The organism is Roseobacter sp. OBYS 0001, assembly GCF_019654895.1.
Classification (GTDB): domain Bacteria; phylum Pseudomonadota; class Alphaproteobacteria; order Rhodobacterales; family Rhodobacteraceae; genus Roseobacter; species Roseobacter litoralis.
Genome location: NZ_BPES01000019.1, coordinates 41,745 through 61,777 on the forward strand (window position 1 = coordinate 41,745; position 20,033 = coordinate 61,777).

General features: G+C 57.7%; 19 protein-coding genes. 10 read left to right on the plus strand and 9 right to left on the minus strand.

Translation table 11 applies throughout. From position 1 onward, the window contains the following. The first annotated feature begins 46 nt into the window (after nt 1-46). A complete protein-coding gene (locus K5Q35_RS21635) occupies nt 47-730 on the plus strand; it encodes a glutathione S-transferase (protein ID WP_220801325.1) in 684 nt (227 codons plus the stop codon). Nucleotides 731-794: 64 nt separating this feature from the next. After that, a complete protein-coding gene (locus K5Q35_RS21640) occupies nt 795-2,309 on the plus strand; it encodes a YifB family Mg chelatase-like AAA ATPase (RefSeq protein WP_220801326.1) in 1,515 nt (504 codons plus the stop codon). Between the two features lie 4 nt (nt 2,310-2,313). On the opposite strand, the gene gshB is transcribed toward K5Q35_RS21640, so the two are convergent. From gshB to rsmI, 3 genes are all read right to left on the minus strand, one after another. Next, nucleotides 2,314-3,255 carry a glutathione synthase gene (gshB, locus tag K5Q35_RS21645; RefSeq protein WP_013963418.1) on the minus strand — a complete coding sequence of 314 codons (942 nt, stop codon included), beginning with the start codon at nt 3,253-3,255 and terminating at the stop codon, nt 2,314-2,316. A 72-nt stretch (nt 3,256-3,327) separates the two neighbouring features. Then, nucleotides 3,328-3,708 carry a YraN family protein gene (locus tag K5Q35_RS21650; protein ID WP_259650631.1) on the minus strand — a complete coding sequence of 127 codons (381 nt, stop codon included), beginning with the start codon at nt 3,706-3,708 and terminating at the stop codon, nt 3,328-3,330. A gap of 4 nt (nt 3,709-3,712) precedes the next feature. Continuing rightward, complete coding sequence (gene rsmI / locus K5Q35_RS21655; protein WP_013963420.1) at nt 3,713-4,570, minus strand: 16S rRNA (cytidine(1402)-2'-O)-methyltransferase; 858 nt, start codon at nt 4,568-4,570, stop codon at nt 3,713-3,715. 85 nt (nt 4,571-4,655) lie between these two features. On the opposite strand from rsmI, the gene K5Q35_RS21660 reads away from it, so the two are divergent. The 3 genes from K5Q35_RS21660 to murJ are packed head-to-tail and all read left to right on the plus strand — an operon-like array spanning nt 4,656 to nt 10,175. After that, the gene (locus K5Q35_RS21660) at nt 4,656-5,825 is read left to right on the plus strand and encodes a penicillin-binding protein activator (RefSeq protein WP_013963421.1); all 1,170 of its coding nucleotides are present in this window, start codon (nt 4,656-4,658) and stop codon (nt 5,823-5,825) included. Nucleotides 5,826-5,835: 10 nt separating this feature from the next. Continuing rightward, complete coding sequence (locus K5Q35_RS21665; protein ID WP_220801327.1) at nt 5,836-8,613, plus strand: [protein-PII] uridylyltransferase; 2,778 nt, start codon at nt 5,836-5,838, stop codon at nt 8,611-8,613. Continuing rightward, nucleotides 8,610-10,175, plus strand: a complete 1,566-nt coding sequence (gene murJ / locus K5Q35_RS21670) for a murein biosynthesis integral membrane protein MurJ (RefSeq protein ID WP_220801328.1) — start codon at nt 8,610-8,612, stop codon at nt 10,173-10,175. The genes K5Q35_RS21665 and murJ overlap by 4 nt, the downstream gene beginning before the upstream one ends. On the opposite strand, the gene K5Q35_RS21675 is transcribed toward murJ, so the two are convergent. After that, nucleotides 10,150-10,836 carry a rhomboid family intramembrane serine protease gene (locus K5Q35_RS21675; RefSeq protein WP_013963424.1) on the minus strand — a complete coding sequence of 229 codons (687 nt, stop codon included), beginning with the start codon at nt 10,834-10,836 and terminating at the stop codon, nt 10,150-10,152. The genes murJ and K5Q35_RS21675 overlap by 26 nt on opposite strands. 80 nt (nt 10,837-10,916) lie before the next feature. Between K5Q35_RS21675 and trpS the strand changes: the two genes are divergently transcribed. The 4 genes from trpS to K5Q35_RS21695 all read left to right on the plus strand — a co-directional run bounded on the left by trpS (nt 10,917) and on the right by K5Q35_RS21695 (nt 14,464). Then, on the plus strand, nt 10,917-11,930 hold the full coding sequence (gene trpS / locus K5Q35_RS21680) for a tryptophan--tRNA ligase (protein WP_013963425.1): 1,014 nt from the start codon (nt 10,917-10,919) through the stop codon (nt 11,928-11,930). Nucleotides 11,931-12,054: 124 nt separating this feature from the next. Continuing rightward, nucleotides 12,055-13,155: a class II histone deacetylase gene (locus K5Q35_RS21685; RefSeq protein WP_220801329.1), complete on the plus strand. Its 1,101-nt coding sequence runs from the start codon at nt 12,055-12,057 to the stop codon at nt 13,153-13,155. Nucleotides 13,156-13,169: 14 nt separating this feature from the next. Continuing rightward, nucleotides 13,170-13,748: a nitroreductase gene (locus K5Q35_RS21690; RefSeq protein WP_220801330.1), complete on the plus strand. Its 579-nt coding sequence runs from the start codon at nt 13,170-13,172 to the stop codon at nt 13,746-13,748. Next, complete coding sequence (locus tag K5Q35_RS21695) at nt 13,745-14,464, plus strand: EI24 domain-containing protein (protein ID WP_220801331.1); 720 nt, start codon at nt 13,745-13,747, stop codon at nt 14,462-14,464. The genes K5Q35_RS21690 and K5Q35_RS21695 overlap by 4 nt, the downstream gene beginning before the upstream one ends. Here the strand turns inward: K5Q35_RS21695 and K5Q35_RS21700 are convergent. Together K5Q35_RS21700 and mce are read right to left on the minus strand one after the other, a co-directional pair. Beyond that, a complete protein-coding gene (locus K5Q35_RS21700) occupies nt 14,400-14,696 on the minus strand; it encodes a DUF1467 family protein (RefSeq protein WP_220801332.1) in 297 nt (98 codons plus the stop codon). The two genes, K5Q35_RS21695 and K5Q35_RS21700, sit on opposite strands and share 65 nt — an antisense overlap. A gap of 22 nt (nt 14,697-14,718) precedes the next feature. After that, entirely contained in the window at nt 14,719-15,123 is a 405-nt protein-coding gene (gene mce, locus K5Q35_RS21705; protein WP_220801333.1) for a methylmalonyl-CoA epimerase, read from the minus strand. Nucleotides 15,124-15,610: 487 nt separating this feature from the next. Here mce and K5Q35_RS21710 point away from each other — a divergent pair, with 487 nt between their 5' ends. Continuing rightward, nucleotides 15,611-16,330 (plus strand): response regulator, encoded by a 720-nt coding sequence (locus K5Q35_RS21710; RefSeq protein WP_220801334.1) that lies wholly within the window; start codon nt 15,611-15,613, stop codon nt 16,328-16,330. An 11-nt stretch (nt 16,331-16,341) separates the two neighbouring features. Here K5Q35_RS21710 and K5Q35_RS21715 read toward each other — a convergent pair whose 3' ends face one another. The 3 genes from K5Q35_RS21715 to K5Q35_RS21725 all read right to left on the minus strand — a co-directional run bounded on the left by K5Q35_RS21715 (nt 16,342) and on the right by K5Q35_RS21725 (nt 19,968). Further along, nucleotides 16,342-17,064, minus strand: a complete 723-nt coding sequence (locus K5Q35_RS21715) for a GNAT family N-acetyltransferase (protein ID WP_220801335.1) — start codon at nt 17,062-17,064, stop codon at nt 16,342-16,344. Nucleotides 17,065-17,118: 54 nt separating this feature from the next. Further along, nucleotides 17,119-18,894, minus strand: coding sequence for an aspartate--tRNA ligase (gene aspS / locus K5Q35_RS21720; RefSeq protein WP_220801336.1), 1,776 nt, complete (start codon nt 18,892-18,894; stop codon nt 17,119-17,121). Nucleotides 18,895-19,161: 267 nt separating this feature from the next. Then, the gene (locus K5Q35_RS21725) at nt 19,162-19,968 is read right to left on the minus strand and encodes a hypothetical protein (RefSeq protein ID WP_220801337.1); all 807 of its coding nucleotides are present in this window, start codon (nt 19,966-19,968) and stop codon (nt 19,162-19,164) included. Nucleotides 19,969-20,033 lie beyond the last annotated feature (65 nt).

Below are 20,033 nucleotides of genomic sequence, written 5' to 3' on the forward strand. Positions count from 1 at the left end.
GAAAAAGAATTGGCGTGCCATTGCCTGTAGGCCTTAGCCTGATGCCATGACATATGATCTTTTTATCGGCGACCGGACTTTTTCAAGCTGGTCATTGCGCGGCTGGCTCATGTTGGAAAACTTTGGCCTTGCGCATCGCACCCACGTGGTCGGGCTCTATGCAGGTACAATGGCACAGGACCTTGCCCATCTGTCACCCGCACGCTTGGCACCCGTTCTGCAAACTCCCGAAGGCGATGTCGTGGGCGAAAGCCTCGCCATGGCGGAAACACTGGCAGAGCGGCACCCCGACGCCGGTCTTTGGCCGGACGATCCCAGCGCCAGAATGCGTGCACGGTGGCTTTGCGCAGAAATGGCTTCTGGCTTTGCCGCGCTGCGGACAGAATGCCCGATGCAACTGCAACATGTGAATACGGGTTTCCTTGCGAGTGACGCTGTGCGGGGTGATCTGGCCCGGCTGCAAGAGCTTTGGAAAGGCGCATTCGAGATAGCCGGACGCGACGACGGTTGGCTGTTCGACAGATATTGCCTTGCGGATGTTTTCTTTGCCCCCGTCGCCGCGCGTATTATCGGATATGACTTGCCCGTGTCTGAACAGGCCCATGCCTATTGCATCCGCACTTTGCGTGATCCGGCTTTTCGCGCGTGGCGGGCGGCTGGGCTTGAAATCACCTATGATCCTTTCCCCTATCCTGCCGGTACCGGTACAAAAGCCTGGCCTGTCGGCTAGAAACGCTGCAAGGCTTTAACCTTTCGTAAACATACCTGACGTAGCCGTTAACCATAACACGCTAATGTCGGGGATATCTGTGTCGCTTACCTACTCTGTTGCTTTTCGCGGTGTCGAAGCCTGCCCGGTCGAAGTTCAATGCGCGCTGGCGCCTGGTCTGCCGGGATTCAGCATCGTGGGGCTTCCGGACAAGGCCGTATCCGAAGCCAAGGAACGTGTGCGCGCGGCTCTGGCGAGCATGGCCATCGCCTTTCCCTCCAAAAAAGTGACGATCAACCTCAGCCCCGCCGACCTGCCAAAAGAGGGTGGCCATTTCGATCTGCCCATTGCATTGGCGCTTTTGGCAGAGTTGAGCATCATTCCCCATGACGTGATCCTGTCCGTCGTCTCTTTGGGAGAGCTTTCACTCGACGGCAAGCTGGTGCCTGTTACCGGTGCCCTGCCCGCGGCCATGACAGCTGCAGAAGAACAGCACGTATTGCTCTGTCCTGCCGAGTGCGGCAAGGAAGCGGCCTGGGTCAGTGGTGCGCGGATCATCGCCGCCAAATCACTGGGCGATGTCGTGCGTCATTTCAACGGTCAGAACACGATCGCAGATTCGCAACCCGGCGAAGTGATTGCCCCGGACAAGACGCTCGAATTACGCGACGTGCGCGGTCAGGAACGCGCAAAACGCGCGCTGGAAATCGCTGCCGCCGGGCGGCATCATATGCTGATGGTTGGCCCGCCGGGTTCAGGGAAATCCATGCTGTCGCGGCGTCTGCCCGGCATTCTGCCCCCCTTGAGCGCGCAGGAAGCGCTGGAAACGTCGATTGTACATTCCATCGCTGGCCTGCTGGACGAGGGTGGCATTTCCCGCCAACGCCCGTTTCGCGACCCGCATCATACGTCTTCCACCGCGGCGATCATCGGTGGCGGGCGGCTTGCAAAGCCGGGCGAAGTCTCACTTGCGCACAACGGGGTATTGTTCATGGACGAGTTGCCCGAATTTCCGCGCAATGTGCTGGAAACCCTGCGCCAGCCGCTTGAGACCGGCAACATCATGGTGTCACGCGCCAATGCGCATGTGAAATACCCGTGCAAATTCATGCTGATCGCGGCGGCGAACCCCTGCAAATGCGGCTATATGACGGATGCGGAACGCGCCTGCGCCCGTGTGCCGACCTGCGGTGAGGACTACATGGGGCGCATCTCGGGACCTCTGCTAGACCGGTTTGATTTGCGTGTTGATGTTCCGCCTGTCAGCTACGAGGACCTCGATTTGCCTGCAAACGGCGATACCTCCGAAACAGTTGCCGAGCGCGTAGCAGCCGCACATGACCGCCAGTCCGCGCGTTTTGAGGCCTATGACGGCATGCGCTCCAACGCGGATATCGAAGGCGAAGCGCTGGAAGAAATTGCAGCCCCTGATGCGGAAGGGCGTGATCTGTTGCTGCGCGCGGCCGAGAAATTCCGGATGTCAGCGCGCGGCTATCACCGGGTCATGCGGGTTGCGCGGACCATTGCCGATCTCGATCATGCGACGGACGTGCGCAAACCGCATGTGGCCGAAGCGATCAGCTACCGCATCAATTCCTAGAGGGTCAGCGCGCCGCGGCTTTGGCCTCAATCGCCTGCCAGATTTGTGCTGCGATGTTTACCTGATCAAACCGTTCGAGTTCCTGAATGCCGGTCGGGGACGTCACATTGATCTCGGTCAGGTAATCGCCGATCACGTCTATGCCGACAAACACCTGACCCTTTTCTTTCAAAAGCGGACCGATGGCGGCGCATATCTCCTTGTCGCGCGCGGTCAGCCCCACCTTTTCAGGACGCCCGCCCACATGCATGTTCGAACGCGTCTCACCGGCAGCGGGCACACGGTTGATCGCCCCAACGGGTTCTCCATCAACAAGGATCACACGTTTATCCCCGTTTGAGACATCGGGCAGGAATTTCTGCACGATCAGCGGTTCGCGGGAAAATCCGGTGAAGAGTTCGTGCAAAGACGTGAGGTTCCGGTCGTTCGCATCCAGACGGAAAACGCCCGCACCGCCATTTCCATAGAGTGGCTTGAGAATGACATCCCGGTGCTTTTCTTTGAACGCCTTGATCGTGTCCAGATCGCGCGCGATCGTGGTCGGCGGAGTCAAATCCGGGAAATCCAGAACCAACAGTTTTTCAGGATAATTACGCACCCAGAAAGGGTCATTCACCACCAGAGTCGTGCTCGCCAATCGATCCAGCAAATGGGTCGATGTGATGTAATTCATGTCAAAGGGCGGATCCTGCCGCAGCCAAACCACGTCGAAATCAGCGAGGTTCACCTCACGCATGTCACCCAGTGTTGCGTGCGCGCCCTGAACACGCTGGACCTGCAGGTCCTGACCTTTGGCAGTTATGCGCCCTTCCTGATAGGCCAGATGGTCCGGTGTGTAGAAAAACAACGTATGACCGCGCGCCTGCGCCTCTTCAGCGAGGCGAAATGAACTGTCTGCGTTGATATCAACCGCATCAATTGGATCCATCTGGAAGGCGATTTTCATGGCAGCTCCTTGAGTTTGTGAAGCTTAAATGGCGCAGCACGCTCAGCTACGCAATGGGGAGCAGCGGAGTTTTCAGCCCTCAGACAGCGCATTTTCCAGTATTTGCACAGCACCCGTGGCATTTACCAACGCCACATCAAAGCGCATATCCGTCAACAACCCCTTTGGTTCTGTCGTCACGAACTCTTCAGCGGCGGCAAAGATACGTTGCTTCTGCTTCAAGGAAATGCGCAGTGCAGCGGCCTCAAAAGATCTGCTTTTCTTCACTTCGACGAACACAACCACGCCGCATTTGCGCAAGATAAGATCAATTTCACCCCCTTGCCCCCGCCACCTTTGTGCCTCGAATGTGTAGCCTTGGGTTTCATATTCGCGGATGACCGATGCCTCCGCCGACAAGCCCGCGTGGTATGCCATGCGTCCGGCATGAACCTTTGCGTCGCTACGGGGCAAAATTTTATCCTTCGTTCAATGCCAGCGCCATCTGATAGACTTGTCGGCGCGGGATACTGTGCGCTTTGGCCACCAAATCCACGGCGTCCCGCATGGAATGAGCCGCCAGCGCCTTTGTCAGATCCAATTCTAAATCGGAGTCCGTAATTTTCTCTGAACGGTTTCGATCAATAAGAACGACGATTTCACCTTTGACCTTTTGATCCACGTAATCAGAGGCCAATTGCGATAGCGTTCCCTTTCGGGTCTCTTCGAACTTCTTTGTGATTTCGCGACACACCGACGCCTGCCGCTCACCGCCCAGCACGTCGGCGGCGTCCAAAAGAAACGCAGCCAGTCGTTTGGGCGATTCGTAAAACACCAATGTGGCGGGAATATCGCGCAAGTCTTCCAACCCGCGCCGCCGCGCCGCTTTGGCATTGGGCATAAACCCGGCAAAGAAAAACGCATCTGTCGGCAACCCAGCAAGCACAAGGGCCGTTAAAACGGCTGACGGCCCGGGCGCGCAGGTCACCATCTGCTCTGCGGCATGGGCCGCGCGCCCAAGCTCGAAACCGGGGTCTGCGATCAAGGGCATTCCCGCTTCTGATGCATAGGCTACCGATGCACCCGCTGTTATTGCCTCGATCAGACGCGTGGAGGTCCCACCACCCGTGTGATCGTGCAATGAAATCACCTGCCGTCCGGCCAATGGCACAGCGTGTATCTCCATCAACCGTCGCAGGCTGCGCGTGTCTTCGGCGGCCAGAACATCCGCACTCGCCAGCACATCCAGCGCCCTGAGCGTAATATCGCGCGCCGTCCCGATCGGCACGCCGACAAAGTAGAGCCCGGCTGCCAAAGACACCTTTTGAAAATTCAACGCTGGACCCGCCTTTCGTGACGACTATGATCGCGGTATCTGATGCGCGCCTGTCGCGGGCGCACCTTGTCTGGAGTATCGCCTTATGTTTGCCGTTTTCCGTTCCGCCCGCAAGGGACTGCGTGTTTTGACCTTGCCATTGCTGGCGTTGACGCTGGCCGCTTGCGACACCTTACCGGTCACCAACTCGGGCGTGGCGTCGGGGGATCCGGTGCAGGTGGCACTGCTGGTGCCGAGCGGAACCGGTGACGGCGCGACCGAATCCATAGCGCGCAGCCTCGAAAACGCAGCGCGGCTGGCCATGCGTGACCTGAATGGGGTGACCATTGATCTGCGCGTCTATCCCACCGCAGCCGATGCGTCACTTGCAGCAGCAAATGCCGAAAAGGCCGTAAACGAGGGCGCGCAGATCATTATCGGCCCGGTCTATGCCGCTCCCTCCAATGCGGCAGGCCGCGCGGTTGCAGGCAAAGGCGTCAGCGTTCTGTCGTTTTCAAACAACGCAGCAATTGCCGGTGGCAACCTATTTGTCCTCGGGCAAACATTCCGCAACACGGCTGACCGGATGGCCAGCTATGCCGTTTCCCAGGGCAAGCAGCGGTTTGTCGTGGTCGCTGGCAAAGACGCCGCAGGCGCGCAGGGCAAAAACGCGATCCAGCAGGCGGTGACAGCACAGGGTGCGAGCGTTGTAGGAACGGTCGAATACGCCCTGTCCCAACAGGACGTGATTGCTGCGATCCCTGCAATCCGCGCCGCTGTGACTGATAATGGGGCGGATGCGCTGTTCCTTACCACGGATACAGCAACCGCCTTGCCATTGTTGTCGCAATTGCTGCCGGAAGCGGGCGTTTCATCCGAGGTCACCCAATTCATGGGCCTGACCCGCTGGGATATCCCGGCCCAGACATTGAGCCTGCCCGGTGTCCAGAACGGCTGGTTTGCGATACCTGATCAAGGGGCCACTTCGGCATTCAGTGGTCAGTATCAAGCGGCCTATGGCGCAGCCCCGCACCCTATCGGAGGTCTGGCTTTTGATGCAATTGCCGCAATCGGTGCGCTGGCCAGTCAGGGACAAGGCGACACGCTGACAGCCGCGGCATTGACCCAAGGCGCAGGTTTTCGCGGTGCGAGCGGCATTTTCCGTCTGAACCCTGATGGGACAAACACGCGCGGGTTGGCTGTTGCGACAATCAGTGAGGCGCAGGTCAAGATCCTAAGCCCCGCACCGCAGCGCTTTGGCGGCGCAGGGTTCTGAGGCACATTAAATGACCGTGACTGCTCTTTCGGCAGACCATCTGGAACCGCCGCAACTGATCTGTCCCCCGGAATGCATCTTTGACAGATCGGCCTTTGATAAAGCGCTCAGCGAGGCCGTCAAAACGGCTGGCAGCCCTACAGACATTCGCAAAAGCGCAGTCGACTTATTGCGTCAGGCGCAAGTCTCCGGGCGCGCCGAGATTGCAGAAGGTTTTGCCCAAGCGCCATTCGAGGCGCGCCGCCTGACCCGGTCTTATACCTATCTGACCGATCAACTAGTGAACGCGGCACTTGTTGTCGCAACGGATATCCTACACCCAAAACCCAATCCCACCGCCAGCGAACATCTGGCGGTTATTGCCGTGGGCGGCTACGGGCGTGGCGAGATGGCACCGTTTTCGGACGTCGATCTGCTGTTCCTGACGCCTTATAAGATCACCGCCTGGGCGGAGAGCGTGATTGAATCAATGCTCTATATTCTGTGGGATCTGAAGCTGAAGGTTGGCCATTCCAGCCGCACGATAAAGGACTGCATTCGCCTGGGTGCGCAGGATTTCACGATCCAGACCGCAATGCTGGAACACCGGTTTCTTGCAGGTGACAAGGCGCTCGCACAGACCTTTGCCGCGCGGTTGCGCACAGAACTGTTTGCCGGGTCGGGCAAAGAATTTATTGAGGCGAAGCTCTCCGAACGCGAGGCGCGGCACGTGAAATACGGCCAGCGATATGTGGTTGAACCGAACGTGAAAGAGGGCAAAGGGGGCTTGCGCGATCTGCAGTCTCTCTTCTGGATCGCCAAACATATTCATGGCGTGAATGATGCCGCCGATCTCGTGGGCTTGGGCGTTTTCTCTGCCGAGGAATTCGAACAATTCATCTCAGCGGAAAACTTCCTCTGGGCAGTGCGCAGCCATCTGCATCTGCAGGCCGGACGCGCCACGGAACAGCTGACCTTTGACATGCAGGTGCAAGTTGCCGACGCGATGGGATACCAAGACGCAAAAGGCCGGCGCGAAGTCGAGATTTTCATGCAGGAGTTCTTTTTGCATGCCACCGAAGTCGGCGATCTGACGCGCATTTTCCTGACCAAACTCGAAGCGGACCACGTCAAAGCGGAACCCTTGCTTGAGCGCATCTTTCGCAGGCGCCCCAAAATCAAAAAGGGCTATGTGGTCGTCAACAATCGGATCGCCATCGAAGATGAAACCGATTTCCTGTCAGATAAACTCAACCTGCTGCGTTTGTTTGAAGAAGCCTTGCGCACGGGCATGCTGATCCACCCCGACGCCATGCGGCTGGTCAAGGCGAACCTCGATATGATTGACGAGGATATGCGTACAACACCCGAAGCGCGGCGCATTTTCTTTGATCTGCTGCTCAAACATGGCAACCCAGAACGCGCGCTGCGCCGGATGAACGAACTGGGCGTTTTATCAGCATTTCTGCCGGAATTTGAGCCGATCGTGGCCATGATGCAATTCAACATGTATCACAGCTACACGGTCGACGAACACATCATTCAGTGCATCAAGAACCTCAGCCAGATTGAGCGGGGCGAGTTGGAAGAAGACCTGCCCGTCGCCTCATCCATCCTGAAGGAAGGCGTGGATCGCAAGGTGCTTTATACCGCCTTGCTGCTGCATGACATCGGCAAGGGCCGATCAGAGGATCATTCGATCCTTGGCGCGCAGATGGCCCGCAAGATCGCACCGCGATTGGGTCTGGGCAAAGCAGATACAGACACCGTCGAATGGCTCGTGCGCTATCACCTGTTGATGTCCGACATGGCGCAAAAACGCGATATCGCTGACCCGCGCACCGTTCGGGATTTTGCCAAGGCTGTGCAAACCGTCAAACGGCTCGATCTGCTGTGCGTGCTCACGGTCTGTGATATTCGCGGCGTTGGGCCGAATACGTGGAACAACTGGAAGGCCGTTCTGATCCGCGCGCTTTATCGGCAAACCAGACGCGCGCTGGATACCGGTCTGGAAGAGTTGAACCGCGAAAACCGTGGGGCAGAGGCAAAACGCGCGCTGCGCGAAGTGCTCAGCGACTGGCCGCGCAAAGATCTTCAAGTCGAGACAGGGCGCCACTATGATCCATATTGGCAGGGTTTGCATGTCACGGCACACAAGGTATTCGCAGAGATGCTGCGCGATGTCGGCGATGATGAGATCAAGATCAACCTGCACCCGGATGAAGACCGGGACGCCACGCGCGCCTGCTTTGTGATGTCCGATCACCCCGGTATTTTCGCTCGTCTGGCTGGCGCATTGGCGCTGGTTGGCGCCAACGTCGTGGATGCGCGCAGCTATACCACCAAAGATGGCCTTGTGACCGACGCCTATTGGATACAGGACGCGGATGGCAATCCATATGATGCCACCCGCCTGCCGCGTCTGCGCAAGATGATTGAACGCACGCTCATGGGCGAAGTCGTCACGACCGAGGCGATGAAATCCCGCGACAAGGTCAAGAAACGCGAGCGCGCGTTTAAGGTGCCGACCCATATCACCTTTGATAATGAAGGCTCGGAAATCTATACTATCATCGAAGTTGACACACGCGACAGGCCCGGCCTGCTGCATGATCTGGCGCGTACCTTGGCGGAATCCAACGTCTATATCGCGAATGCTGTCATCGCGACCTATGGTGAACAGGTCGTAGATACCTTTTACGTCAAGGACATGTTCGGGCTGAAATACTATTCGGCGAGCAAACAGCGCACGCTGGAACGCCGCCTGCGCACCGCGATTGAGCAGGGCGTCGAAAGGGCCGAGAGTTGAAACCCATTCGGCTCCTGTCGGGCTTTTTCACAGTTGGCGGCTGGACCCTGATGAGCCGGGTTTTCGGCTTTGTGCGCGATGCGATGATCCTTGCCTATCTGGGCACGGGGCCGCTTTATCAGGCTTATGTGGTGGCGTTTCGCCTGCCCAATATGTTCCGCCGCTTCTTTGCCGAAGGGGCGTTCAACATGGCCTTTGTGCCGATGTTTTCGAAAAAGGTCGAAGGGGGTGAAGATGCCGATGGCTTTGCCTCGGATGCCTTTGCGGGGCTGGCCACCATTCTGATCGGTCTGACGGTGCTTGCACTGGCCACGATGCCATGGCTGATTTACGCGCTGGCCTCTGGTTTTGCCGGGCAGGAACAGTTCGGCCTGTCCGTCGAATTCGGGCGCGTTGTGTTCCCCTACATCCTGTTCATTTCATTGGCGGCACTTCTGTCTGGCATGCTGAATGCGGCGGGCAGGTTTGCCGCCGCCGCAGCGGCGCCCGTTTTGCTGAACGTTTTGCTGATCCTCGCCATGGCCGCGGCGGCAGCCCTTGGCGGCGATGTGGCGCGGGCTTTGATCTGGGCTATTCCTGTAGCGGGCGTTGCACAATTTGTGCTGCTCTGGGTTGCGGTCAAACGCGCGGGTTTCAACATCTCGTTCCGCTGGCCCCGCCTGACGCCAGAGATGCGCAGACTTGTGCGCGTCGCGATCCCCGCAGCACTCGCGGGCGGGGTGGTGCAGATCAACCTGCTCGTCGGACAACAGGTGGCGAGCTATTTCGACAAGGCGGTCAGTTGGCTCTTTGCGGCGGACCGCTTGTATCAACTCCCCTTGGGTGTCGTTGGTATTGCCGTGGGCGTTGTACTGCTCCCCGATCTGTCCAGACGTCTGAAGTCGAACGATGACGCTGGTGCCAGAATTGCCCTGAGCCGCGCGGGCGAAATCGCGCTGGCCCTCACCATCCCCTCGGCAGTAGCGCTGATCGTGATCCCCTTGCCGCTGGTGTCGGTCCTGTTTGAACGCGGTGCCGCCACTGCAAGCGATTCAGCCGCGATTGCGGTGGCCGTCGCCATATACGGCCTTGGGCTGCCCGCATTTGTGCTGCAAAAGATAATGCAGCCCGTCTTTTTCGCCCGCGAAGACACACGCAGACCGTTCCACTACGCGCTGGTGTCCATGGTGATTAACGCCGCCCTTGCCATCGGGCTTGCCCCGCTGATTGGCTGGTTTGCCCCGGCGATTGCCACGACCAGCGCGGCATGGGCGATGGTGTTTCTATTGTGGTACGGCGCGCGCAGCTACGGGGACGTGGCCCGCTTTGATGCCCGCTTTCATGGGCGCATCTGGCGCATGGTCGGGGCCTCCGTGATCATGGGTTTTGTGTTGTGGGGCGCTGCAGCCGGGCTTGCGCCTTACTTGAGCCTGCCATGGTGGCGGGCCCTCGCGCTATGTGCGCTGATCGGGGTTGGCATGGTGACCTATTTCGGGTCGGGTCAGGTGCTGGGTGCGTTCCGGCTGGCCGAATTCAAGGCCGCGATGCGCCGCAGCCCTAGTCGCGCCGAAAGTGATAAATAACCCGCGCCAGCCCCCCCGGCACCAGCAAAACCGACGCACAGAACCCGAACACAAAACCCGCCAGATCCGCCACCCATTCCGTCGTTGGGCCAAACAACGCCCCAAAAACCAACTGAAGACCCAGCAAAATCCCGATCAGGCTAAAGGCGCGAAATTGCGGCCCGCCTGTATCTGCAAGCCGCTGCCACATCAAAAATGTATATCCACCGATCAACCCATACACTGCCGGAAAGCCGCCGATCAGCCACGCGGGGTCATTGAGAAACAGCGCATAGATCAAGGCCCCGAAAATGCTGCCGCCGAAATATAGCACAAGCACCGCCACCTGCCCCATCGCTTCGCCCACGAGCTTGCCCAAGGCGAGCATCAGCACAGCCGAGAAAAGCGTCGCAGTGAAGGAGCCATGCACAAAAGCATAGGTGACAAAGCGCACCAAATGCTCTGGCACCCAGCGGCCATTGGTCATCATCCAGTCGAAAATATCCCCCGAGAAGGCATATTGCTGCACGGCACTCAGGCGCCATCCAATCGCCTCCGGTCCGCCGATCCAACCCTGCGCCCCGAGCAGGAACACGATCTCCGGCACCACCAGCGCCAGACACAACAACATGACAACAGGGGGCAATGGGTTGACGGGCGGCGCGTTCTGCGGGTCGTTCATAGTGCGGGGTTCCTTGACGATGCTCTGGCTCATGGGTAAGCCAGCGCAGACTTCATTGCCAGCGAGAACGGACGCCTATCATGACCAGCCCTACCTTCGCCCCCCGTGTGTTTTCCGGCATCCAGCCGTCGGGCGGTCTGACCTTGGGCAATTACCTTGGCGCGATCAAGCGTTTTGTCTCGATGCAGGATGAGTATCCTTGTGTTTATTGTATGGTTGATCTGCATGCGATCACCGTCTGGCAGGACCCCAAAGACCTTGTACATAACACGCGCGAGTTGGCCGCAGGCCTGATCGCTTCTGGCATCAGCCCTGAAAAGTCGATCCTTATCAATCAAAGTCAGGTGCCCGAACACGCACAACTCGGCTGGGTATTCAACTGCGTGGCCCGCATGGGATGGATGCAGCGCATGACGCAGTTCAAGGACAAGGCGGGCAAAAACGCGCAGAATGCATCGCTCGGTCTGTTTGGCTACCCGGCTCTGATGGCGGCTGATATTCTGATCTATCATGCCACGCATGTCCCGGTGGGCGAGGATCAGAAGCAGCATCTTGAACTGACGCGCGATATTGCCGCCAAGTTCAACCATGACTACGGCGTTGACTTCTTTCCGCTAACCGAACCCGTGATCGAAGGGGCGGCAACCCGCGTCATGTCCCTGCGCGACGGGTCCAAGAAAATGTCGAAATCCGATCCATCGGATGCCAGCCGGATCAATATGACCGATGACGCGGACTCAATTGCCAAGAAGATCCGCAAAGCCAAAACCGACCCGGATGCCTTGCCGTCGGAAATCGACGGGCTGAAAGATCGCCCCGAAGCGCGCAATCTTGTAAACATATACGCAGCCCTGAACGACCAGACCGTGGAAGACGTGCTGGCGGAAGTCGGCGGGCAGCAATTCGGGACCTTCAAGCCGCAGTTGGCCGAGCTTGCAGTGTCAAAGCTATCGCCCATTTCTCATGAAATGGCGCGCTTGATGGATGATCCGGCAGAGATCGACCGCATCCTTGCCAAGGGTGCCGCTCAGGCGCGCGAAATCACAGCCCCGATCCTGAGCAAGACTTACGAGATCATGGGCATGGTGCGCTAATCGCGCCAGTCTTTATGACCGGCCAAACGGGCGTGTTGGCAACTGCGGCTGCGCAGAAAATGGCGCGTGGACATTTGTGTTTCCCTGCTTCACTCTGCTTGCGGACAATGAACGAGAGAGAGATATGAGCACCGGCTTTTTCTGGGACGAGCAGTGTTTTTGGCATGCAGGTGGGAACTATGCCTCAACCCTGCCGATTGGGGGGCTGGTGCAGCCGCTGAACGCGACCGGCCTGCCCGAAACACAGGAAGCAAAGCGCCGCCTGAAGAACCTGATGGATGTCACGGGCCTGTCGGATGATCTGGATGTGCGCCGTGCACCACTGGCGACGCGTGAGGATTTACTGCGCGTGCATCCGGCCTCGTACCTTGATGAATTCAAACGCATGTCAGACGCAGGTGGCGGTGAACTTGGCCGACGCACACCCTTTGCCGCCGGAGGGTATGAGATCGCGTCCCTTTCTGCCGGGCTGGTTGTCGCCGCCGTTGATGCGGTTGTGAGCGGCGATCTGGAAAACGCCTATGCCTTGTCGCGCCCACCGGGCCATCACTGCCTGCCCGACTATCCAAACGGGTTCTGCCTGCTGGCCAATATCGCCATCGCGATTGAGGCCGCACAGGCCAAGGGGTTTGCGAAACGTGTCGTTGTTCTGGACTGGGATGTGCACCACGGCAATGGCACCGAAGCGATCTATTATGACCGCCCGGACGTGCTGACGATCTCTGTGCATCAGGAGGGCAACTACCCGCTCGACACCGGAGGTATCGCAGATCGCGGCAAGGGCGATGGTTCGGGGTACAACCTGAATGTGCCCCTGATCGCCGGCACCGGGCATACCGGATACCTGCATGTAATGGACACGATTGTTCTGCCACAAATCGCGGCGTTCAAACCCGATCTGATCGTCGTCGCCTGTGGGTATGACGCGAGCGCCATTGATCCCCTCGCGCGGATGCTGGCCACGGCGGACACCTTCCGCAAGATGACCGAACGCATCAAAGCCGCCGCGCAGGAACACTGTGACGGTCGCTTAGTGCTCGCGCATGAAGGCGGCTATTCCGAGGTTTACGTGCCGTTCTGCGGCCATGCCACGCTCGAAGCGCTTTCGGGGAGTGATAAGACGGCCCCTGACCCCTTGGCCGAGACCTTGCGCGTGCGCCAACCGAGCGCCCGCTTTGATGCCTTCATCAGGGGTGAAATCGACCATCTGGCCAGCCAACTCTAACCTGCAGGACTCTCATGCCCAACCCAAACCCCAATGCACTGGACTTTTTGCTGACGCGCCGGTCAAGACCTGCCAAGACCCTGCAGGCCCCCGCGCCGGATCGCGCCCAACTGCGCCCTTTGTTGCAGGCCGCGGCACGCACGCCGGATCATGGCAAACTGGAGCCCTGGCGTTTCATCGTGATCGAAAAACCGGCCATGGCACGTTTGGCAGAGATCGCGCAGCGGCGGGGGGAGGCCTTGGGGCTGGACGCAGATCAGATCGCCAAGGGTCGCTCGCAATTCGATCAGGGGCATCTGGCCGTGGCAGTGATCGAAAGCCCGAAACCGTCCGAGAAAATACCGGCACTTGAACAAACATATTCCGCCGGGGCGGTCTGCCTCGCCTTGTTGAATGCAGCGCTGTCTGCGGGTTGGGGGGCCAATTGGCTGTCGGGCTGGCCCAGTCACGACCGTGCCTTCATGCGCGAAGCCTTTGCGCTGGCGGATCACGAACGTATTGCCGGTTTGATCCATATTGCCACCGAAACATCGACGCCACCCGATCGCCCGCGCCCAGATCTGGACGCCATTACATCCTGGATGCCGGAATGATCTTTGACTCTTTCTTTGCCGCATTAGCCCAGATGACCGATGCGCGCTTTCGCAATGTGTTGCTGACCGGGATCGGGCTGACCATCGCGCTGCTGATCGGGGCCTCGGCGCTTTTTGTCTGGCTCATGGGCGGGCTTGTCGGTGAAGAAGCGAGCCTGCCGCTGATCGGTGAGGTGACATGGCTGAATGATCTGGTCAGCTGGGGCGCTGTTGTCGCGGTCGCCGTCTTGTCGATCTTTTTGATGATCCCGGTCGCGTCAGCCATTACGTCCATGTTTCTGGATACGGTCGCGCAGGCTGTTGAGGACAAACACTATCCGAACCTTGGGCCCGCGCAAAACGTGCCTCTGGCGGATGCAGTGCGTGATACCTTCAGTTTCCTTGGCGTTCTGATCGTGGCCAATATCTGCGCGCTGGTGCTTTATCTGTTCTTCGTCCCCTTGGCACCGTTTATCTTTTGGGGCTTGAACGGCTTCCTGCTGGGGCGTGAATACTTCACGCTGGCCGCCATTAGGCGCGTCGGGCGGCAACAGGCCAAAGTGTTGCGATCCCGCTATATGCTGCGGATATGGGCGGCGGGGTTTCTGATGGCGATCCCGCTGTCCGTGCCCCTATTGAACCTGATCATCCCAATTCTGGGGGCCGCAACCTTCACCCATCTGTTTCACCGCCTGTCGCCTCAGGGGCCATACGTCCAAACCAGTCCAGATCCCTGACGGTAATCACCTCAGACAAGACAATCGTGGTAATAATCGCCCACAGTATAAGGCTGAGCACAGTGGTGATTTTGGCCTTTTTGCCAATGTTATGCACTTCGGGCGCACCAGCATGCGTACCCGGTACAATCTCGCCCAGATCCCCTTGGGTTTTCACTCTTATAGGAAGGATGATCAGGAACATGAGGGACCAGATCACCGCAAATAGCACCAAGGCAGACGTAACACCCATTTTCAGGCCTCCGATCAAAAACTCAGGTTTGTTCCAGTTCCACGAGGCACCCGTTAAAGTCCTTTGGGTGCAGGAACAGAACCGGTTTGCCATGCGCCCCGATTTTGGGCTCTCCGCTGCCAAGGACACGCGCGCCGGTCGCAATCAGGTGGTCCCGCGCTGCCAGAATATTTTCGACTTCATAGCAGACATGATGGATGCCCCCTGAGGGGTTTTTGTCAAGGAAGCCTTGGATCGGGCTTGCCTCTCCCAGAGGATAAAGCAGTTCAATTTTCGTATTCGGCAATTCAATGAAGATCACCGTTACGCCGTGGTCAGGCTCATCCTGCGGTGCGCCAACATTCGCGCCTAACGCGGTTCGGTATTGATTTGCTGCAGCTTCAAGGTCTGGCACTGCAATCGCAACATGGTTCAGGCGGCCGATCATTGTTTTCCCCTGTTGATACTCATTTGGCTGGTTATGGAACTGTGGTCGGTCCAGTGCAAGTGCAAGAGCGACGCAGGCGCAGCCTCAGCCGGAGTTGCCACGACAATTCGGGCGATGTCATGCATCCCAAACCACCAAAGAACTACAAAGCGATCCAGCATCTGACTGCATATCCCCTTGCCTCGGTTAACAGTTCCAAACGGCAGTCTGATTCCCCTGCCCCTGAGGGATACGCAACAATCCAACTCACGCGGTATACCTTGCGCAAATGCGACACCCGCGCGTGTTTACAAATGCTACGCAAGTGTCAATTCTGTTTCTTTGCGCGTTAAGCCCTGTGCGCTGTAAGACCGTAAACATATGTAAACATGTGATATCCCAATTTCTCCGCTGGGTTCAGACTGGATTTGGACGCCGTTTCTCTTAACCCCCTGTTATCCATCTTGAGTCATGGTAAATCGCGAAACCAGTGATTCAGGAGGCAATGATGGACGAGAAGGACCCTTTTGCGGCAACGATTCCCACACCGACTGCGGCGCGACCGCTTCTTGGACTAACTGTTCTGGTTATTGAAGACAGCCGTTATGCATGCGAAGCCATGCGCCTATTGTGCCTGCGCAGTGGTGCACGTATCCGGCGCGCTGATTGCCTGCGTTCCGCTCGTCGTCATTTGCAGGTGTATCGCCCTTCTGTTGTGATCGTCGATCTGGGTCTCCCGGACGGGTGCGGCGCCGAGTTGATCACAGAGCTGACCCAAACGGAACCGCGGGTTGATGTCGTCCTTGGCACGTCAGGCGATCTGAACGGTGAGAACCTGGCGCTGGCAGCGGGCTGTGACGGTTTCTTAACAAAACCCATCGTGTCATTGGCGGTTTTCCAACAGACCATCCTGTCCAATCTACCAGCGGAGCGCCAACCATCGGGATTACGCGAGCTTCCTGACGAGATCATTCACCCCGATCTGATGGCTTTTCAAGACGATATGGCACATATTGCCGATGTATTGGGGGGGGAAGACAACGACACGGCCATAGATTACGCCGCTCAGTTCATAGGGGGCGTGGCACGATCCGCGCAAGACACCGGGCTGGAGCAAGCCGCCGATGCATTGGCCAAGGCGCGCGCTTCCGGCGCATCCGCGAAAATTGAGGTGTCGAAGCTGGCGAATCTGGTCCAACAAAGGCTCACCCGAAAACTAGCAATCTGACAACAGCGTTTTCAAAGCAGCGGGTCACTGGCGACCCTCACGTTGCTGGTCAAATCGCCCAAGCTGGTTAATTGCCTGCCTTGTTCGAAATTGTCAGGCGCCAGCCACGTTTCGAATGCACGGTTCAAGGCAGGCCACTCCTGATCAACGATTGCGAACCACGCCGTATCGCGATTGCATCCCTTGACCACTGTGGCTTGCCGAAAGACACCTTCATAGCTGAAGCCCAGACGCTGGGCTGCCCGACGCGACGCCATGTTCAACGCGTTGCATTTCCATTCATAACGGCGAAACCCGATACTGAAGGCATGCTGCATCATCAAATACATGGCCTCGGTGCCTGCGCGTGTCTGCTGCAACGCGGGGCTATAATTGATATGGCCGACTTCAATTGACCCATTCGCCGGGTCAATGCGCAGAAAACTGGCGACGCCTTCAAAAGCACCGCTCTCCTTGTTTTTTATGGCATAGAACTGATGTACCGGAGCAGAGATCGTCTGGATAACCCACTGCTTATAATCTGCGGCGGTTTGGAAAGGGCCATAGGGCAGGTAATCCCAGACCTGATCGTGGCCGGTATATGCCTCAAACAGCTCTGCCGCGTGCAGTTCTGCATCCAACAGATGTATCTCAGCGTATCTGCCTGACAGCGAGGCACCCTTGGGCGCACTCGGCGTCAACCAATCCGGCACGGGCTGACCGAAAACCGGCGTGTCCGTTGTGCTGCGCGGCATTTTCAAAGCTCCCTTTCAAATCCCGCTTGCCTCAGAAATCCAGAATTCGGGTCTTCAGTCCTTCGGTATGACCCTCAGGCCCAACTCCATGAGCTGTTCGCTCTCCGGTTCAGAGGGTGCGGACATCATCAGATCTTCGGCGCGCTGGTTCATTGGGAAAAGGATGACTTCGCGAATGTTGGCTTCTTCGGCCAGCAGCATGACGATCCGGTCGATACCAGCAGCACAACCACCATGCGGGGGCGCGCCATATTGGAAGGCATTCACCATTCCACCAAAACGTTTGCGCACCTCATCTTCGCCATAGCCCGCGATCTCGAACGCTTTGAACATGATCTCCGGCTTGTGGTTTCGGATAGCGCCCGACACCAGCTCGTATCCATTGCACGACAGGTCATACTGATAGCCAACCACACTCAGCGGATCGCCCTGCAAGGCCTCCAGACCGCCCTGTGGCATCGAAAACGGGTTATGTTCAAAATCAATCCGGCCGGTTTCGCTGTCTTTCTCATAAATCGGGAAATCGACAATCCACGCAAAGGCGAACCGGTTTTGATCCGTGAGGCCCAGTTCCATACCGATGTGGTTTCTGGCTTTGCCCGCGACGGGCTCAAAGGCCTTGGGCTTGCCACCGAGGAAAAACGCCGCGTCCCCAACGCCGAGGCCCAGTTGCTGACGGATGGCCTCGGTACGCTCCGGGCCGATGTTCTTCGCAAGCGGTCCGGCAGCCTCCATGCCCGCACCCTGATCGCGCCAGAAGATGTACCCCATGCCCGGCAACCCTTCTTTCTGAGCAAAGGCGTTCATGCGGTCACAGAACTTTCGACTGCCGCCACCCGGTGCAGGGATCGCCCTGATCTGCGTGCCTTCCTGTTCCAGAAGGTTCGCGAAGATTGCAAAACCGGAGCCTGCGAAATGCTCTGATACCGATTGCATCTTGATCGGGTTGCGCAGATCGGGCTTGTCCGACCCATACCAGAGAGCAGCGTCCTTATAGGAAATCTGCGGCCATTCCTGATCAACGGCCTTCCCGTTGCCGAACTCCTCAAAAAGCCCAGTCAATACTGGCTGGATGACATCGAACACATCCTGCTGTGTGACGAAACTCATTTCGATATCGAGCTGGTAGAAGTCTGTCGGGGAGCGATCCGCCCGCGGGTCTTCATCCCGAAAACAGGGTGCAATCTGAAAGTACTTGTCGAAACCAGATACCATCAAAAGCTGTTTGAATTGCTGCGGTGCTTGCGGCAGCGCATAAAACCGGCCCGGGTGCAGGCGCGATGGCACGAGAAAATCGCGCGCGCCTTCAGGGCTTGAGGCTGTGATGATCGGGGTTTGGAATTCGCGAAAGTCGGCTTTCCACATCTGTTGACGAAGTGAGGCAACGACATCCGAGCGCAGCTTCATGTTCGCCTGCATGTTGGCGCGGCGCAAATCCAGATACCGATACTTCAGGCGCGTTTCTTCCGGGTATTCCTGATCGCCAAAAACCTGAAGCGGCAGTTCTTCCGAAGCGCCCAGCACTTCGAGACCTTTTACAAACACTTCGATTTCACCTGTTGAAATCTTGTCGTTTACCAAACTGGCATCTCTGGCTTTCACGAGACCATCTACCCGAATGCACCATTCAGCGCGCACCTTCTCCATTTGGTCAAAGACCGGGCTGTCTGGGTCGCAAAGAAGTTGAGTGATGCCATAATGATCGCGCAGATCGAGAAAAAGCACCCCGCCATGGTCACGCACACGATGCACCCAACCGGACAGTCGCACAGTTTCACCAACGTCTTGCGCGCTCAGATCTGCGCAAGTGTGACTGCGGTACATGTGCATTAGACTATTCCTTTACGGGGCTGAAATTTGACGCCAGATACACCTTCTGGATATCAGGAAGTCAAGCCATGCGCGTTGATCTTTTGGCGCTATGGCGCAGGGCGGCGTTTTTCAGACGCCAAAGCGCACTATATTCACAACATCGCCGAAAAACGCGTGATCAGAGCGGGCAGCACGGGATAACTGTGACACGCCGTAACGTCACAGGAAGGGACAGAGGACAGCAAGTTCTGCGCTCTCACTGTCAAATCGACATCATTTGCACGGTCAAAACGCGCGCCTGCCATATGTGCTGTGGTCTGAAAGTACCATTAAGCATGCGTCGGTGTCCTGCATAGACACGGGCCAGGCAGGTGATCCGATCAAGGGAGTCTGCGAACTTACGCCCGATCCGAGCTCCGGCTTTGGAGGTGCCAAATCATGCTTCTGTAAGTGGCTTGGTGGTGGAGCGACATACCGGGCCCTTTCACAAAGCGTTCCGCCAGCAGGACCGGATCCGATCATACGCATGGGCAGCCAGTCAGGTTTTGCAATGCTGCGGTCACACTGGATGAACCGCCGCTGATAGATGATTTCCAGCTTATCACAGCAACCTTCTGTGATGATGACTGCATCCTCTGTACCAAGATACTCAATCACCGCCCTCGTGGCCAATCTTGTCCCATGGATGGATACGGCAAAATCCGTCAAGTTTGCATTCGCTTGGACCAGCGCCAGGCGTGCGCCGTTCATCGGCACGATCTGACTTTTTTTCAAAGTCGGCCTGTGGAGGAACCAGAGCTGGCGTAAATCATAGCGCATCTGACCACCAGACAACACTCGGTCGAGCGGTGGTTCATCGACGTGCACAGGACAAGGTAATTTGCCGCCGACGGCGGCCTCCACCTGCAAGGTAAGATCTGCAAGCTTGTGTTCCGGCAAGCCAGAGTAGCAACCGCGGCTTTGCCAATGCTGTTTACGCGACCGACCCCCATAATCTTGGCGCATAAACCATGTCACATTTTCACACGAAAAGTCGCGCTTATGTGAATTTGCTGGTTTATGGGTTGACCGTGGGCCGACTTCCTCGATCATATAAGGCCGAACGTATATAACATCTCCCGGCCGCGGCACCGGCATATTTGTCCGATGTTGACGGC

Bases quoted from the DNA above. Each gene is read 5' to 3' on its own strand.
- K5Q35_RS21635 (WP_220801325.1), top strand. From the start codon at position 47: ATGACATATGATCTTTTTATCGGCGACCGGACTTTTTCAAGCTGGTCA.
- K5Q35_RS21640 (WP_220801326.1), top strand. From the start codon at position 795: ATGTCGGGGATATCTGTGTCGCTTACCTACTCTGTTGCTTTTCGCGGT.
- gshB (WP_013963418.1), bottom strand. From the start codon at position 3,255: ATGAAAATCGCCTTCCAGATGGATCCAATTGATGCGGTTGATATCAAC.
- K5Q35_RS21660 (WP_013963421.1), top strand. From the start codon at position 4,656: ATGTTTGCCGTTTTCCGTTCCGCCCGCAAGGGACTGCGTGTTTTGACC.
- K5Q35_RS21665 (WP_220801327.1), top strand. From the start codon at position 5,836: ATGACCGTGACTGCTCTTTCGGCAGACCATCTGGAACCGCCGCAACTG.
- K5Q35_RS21675 (WP_013963424.1), bottom strand. From the start codon at position 10,836: ATGAACGACCCGCAGAACGCGCCGCCCGTCAACCCATTGCCCCCTGTT.
- trpS (WP_013963425.1), top strand. From the start codon at position 10,917: ATGACCAGCCCTACCTTCGCCCCCCGTGTGTTTTCCGGCATCCAGCCG.
- K5Q35_RS21685 (WP_220801329.1), top strand. From the start codon at position 12,055: ATGAGCACCGGCTTTTTCTGGGACGAGCAGTGTTTTTGGCATGCAGGT.
- K5Q35_RS21690 (WP_220801330.1), top strand. From the start codon at position 13,170: ATGCCCAACCCAAACCCCAATGCACTGGACTTTTTGCTGACGCGCCGG.
- K5Q35_RS21695 (WP_220801331.1), top strand. From the start codon at position 13,745: ATGATCTTTGACTCTTTCTTTGCCGCATTAGCCCAGATGACCGATGCG.
- K5Q35_RS21700 (WP_220801332.1), bottom strand. From the start codon at position 14,696: ATGGGTGTTACGTCTGCCTTGGTGCTATTTGCGGTGATCTGGTCCCTC.
- mce (WP_220801333.1), bottom strand. From the start codon at position 15,123: ATGATCGGCCGCCTGAACCATGTTGCGATTGCAGTGCCAGACCTTGAA.
- K5Q35_RS21710 (WP_220801334.1), top strand. From the start codon at position 15,611: ATGGACGAGAAGGACCCTTTTGCGGCAACGATTCCCACACCGACTGCG.
- K5Q35_RS21715 (WP_220801335.1), bottom strand. From the start codon at position 17,064: ATGCCGCGCAGCACAACGGACACGCCGGTTTTCGGTCAGCCCGTGCCG.
- aspS (WP_220801336.1), bottom strand. From the start codon at position 18,894: ATGCACATGTACCGCAGTCACACTTGCGCAGATCTGAGCGCGCAAGAC.
- K5Q35_RS21725 (WP_220801337.1), bottom strand. From the start codon at position 19,968: ATGATCGAGGAAGTCGGCCCACGGTCAACCCATAAACCAGCAAATTCA.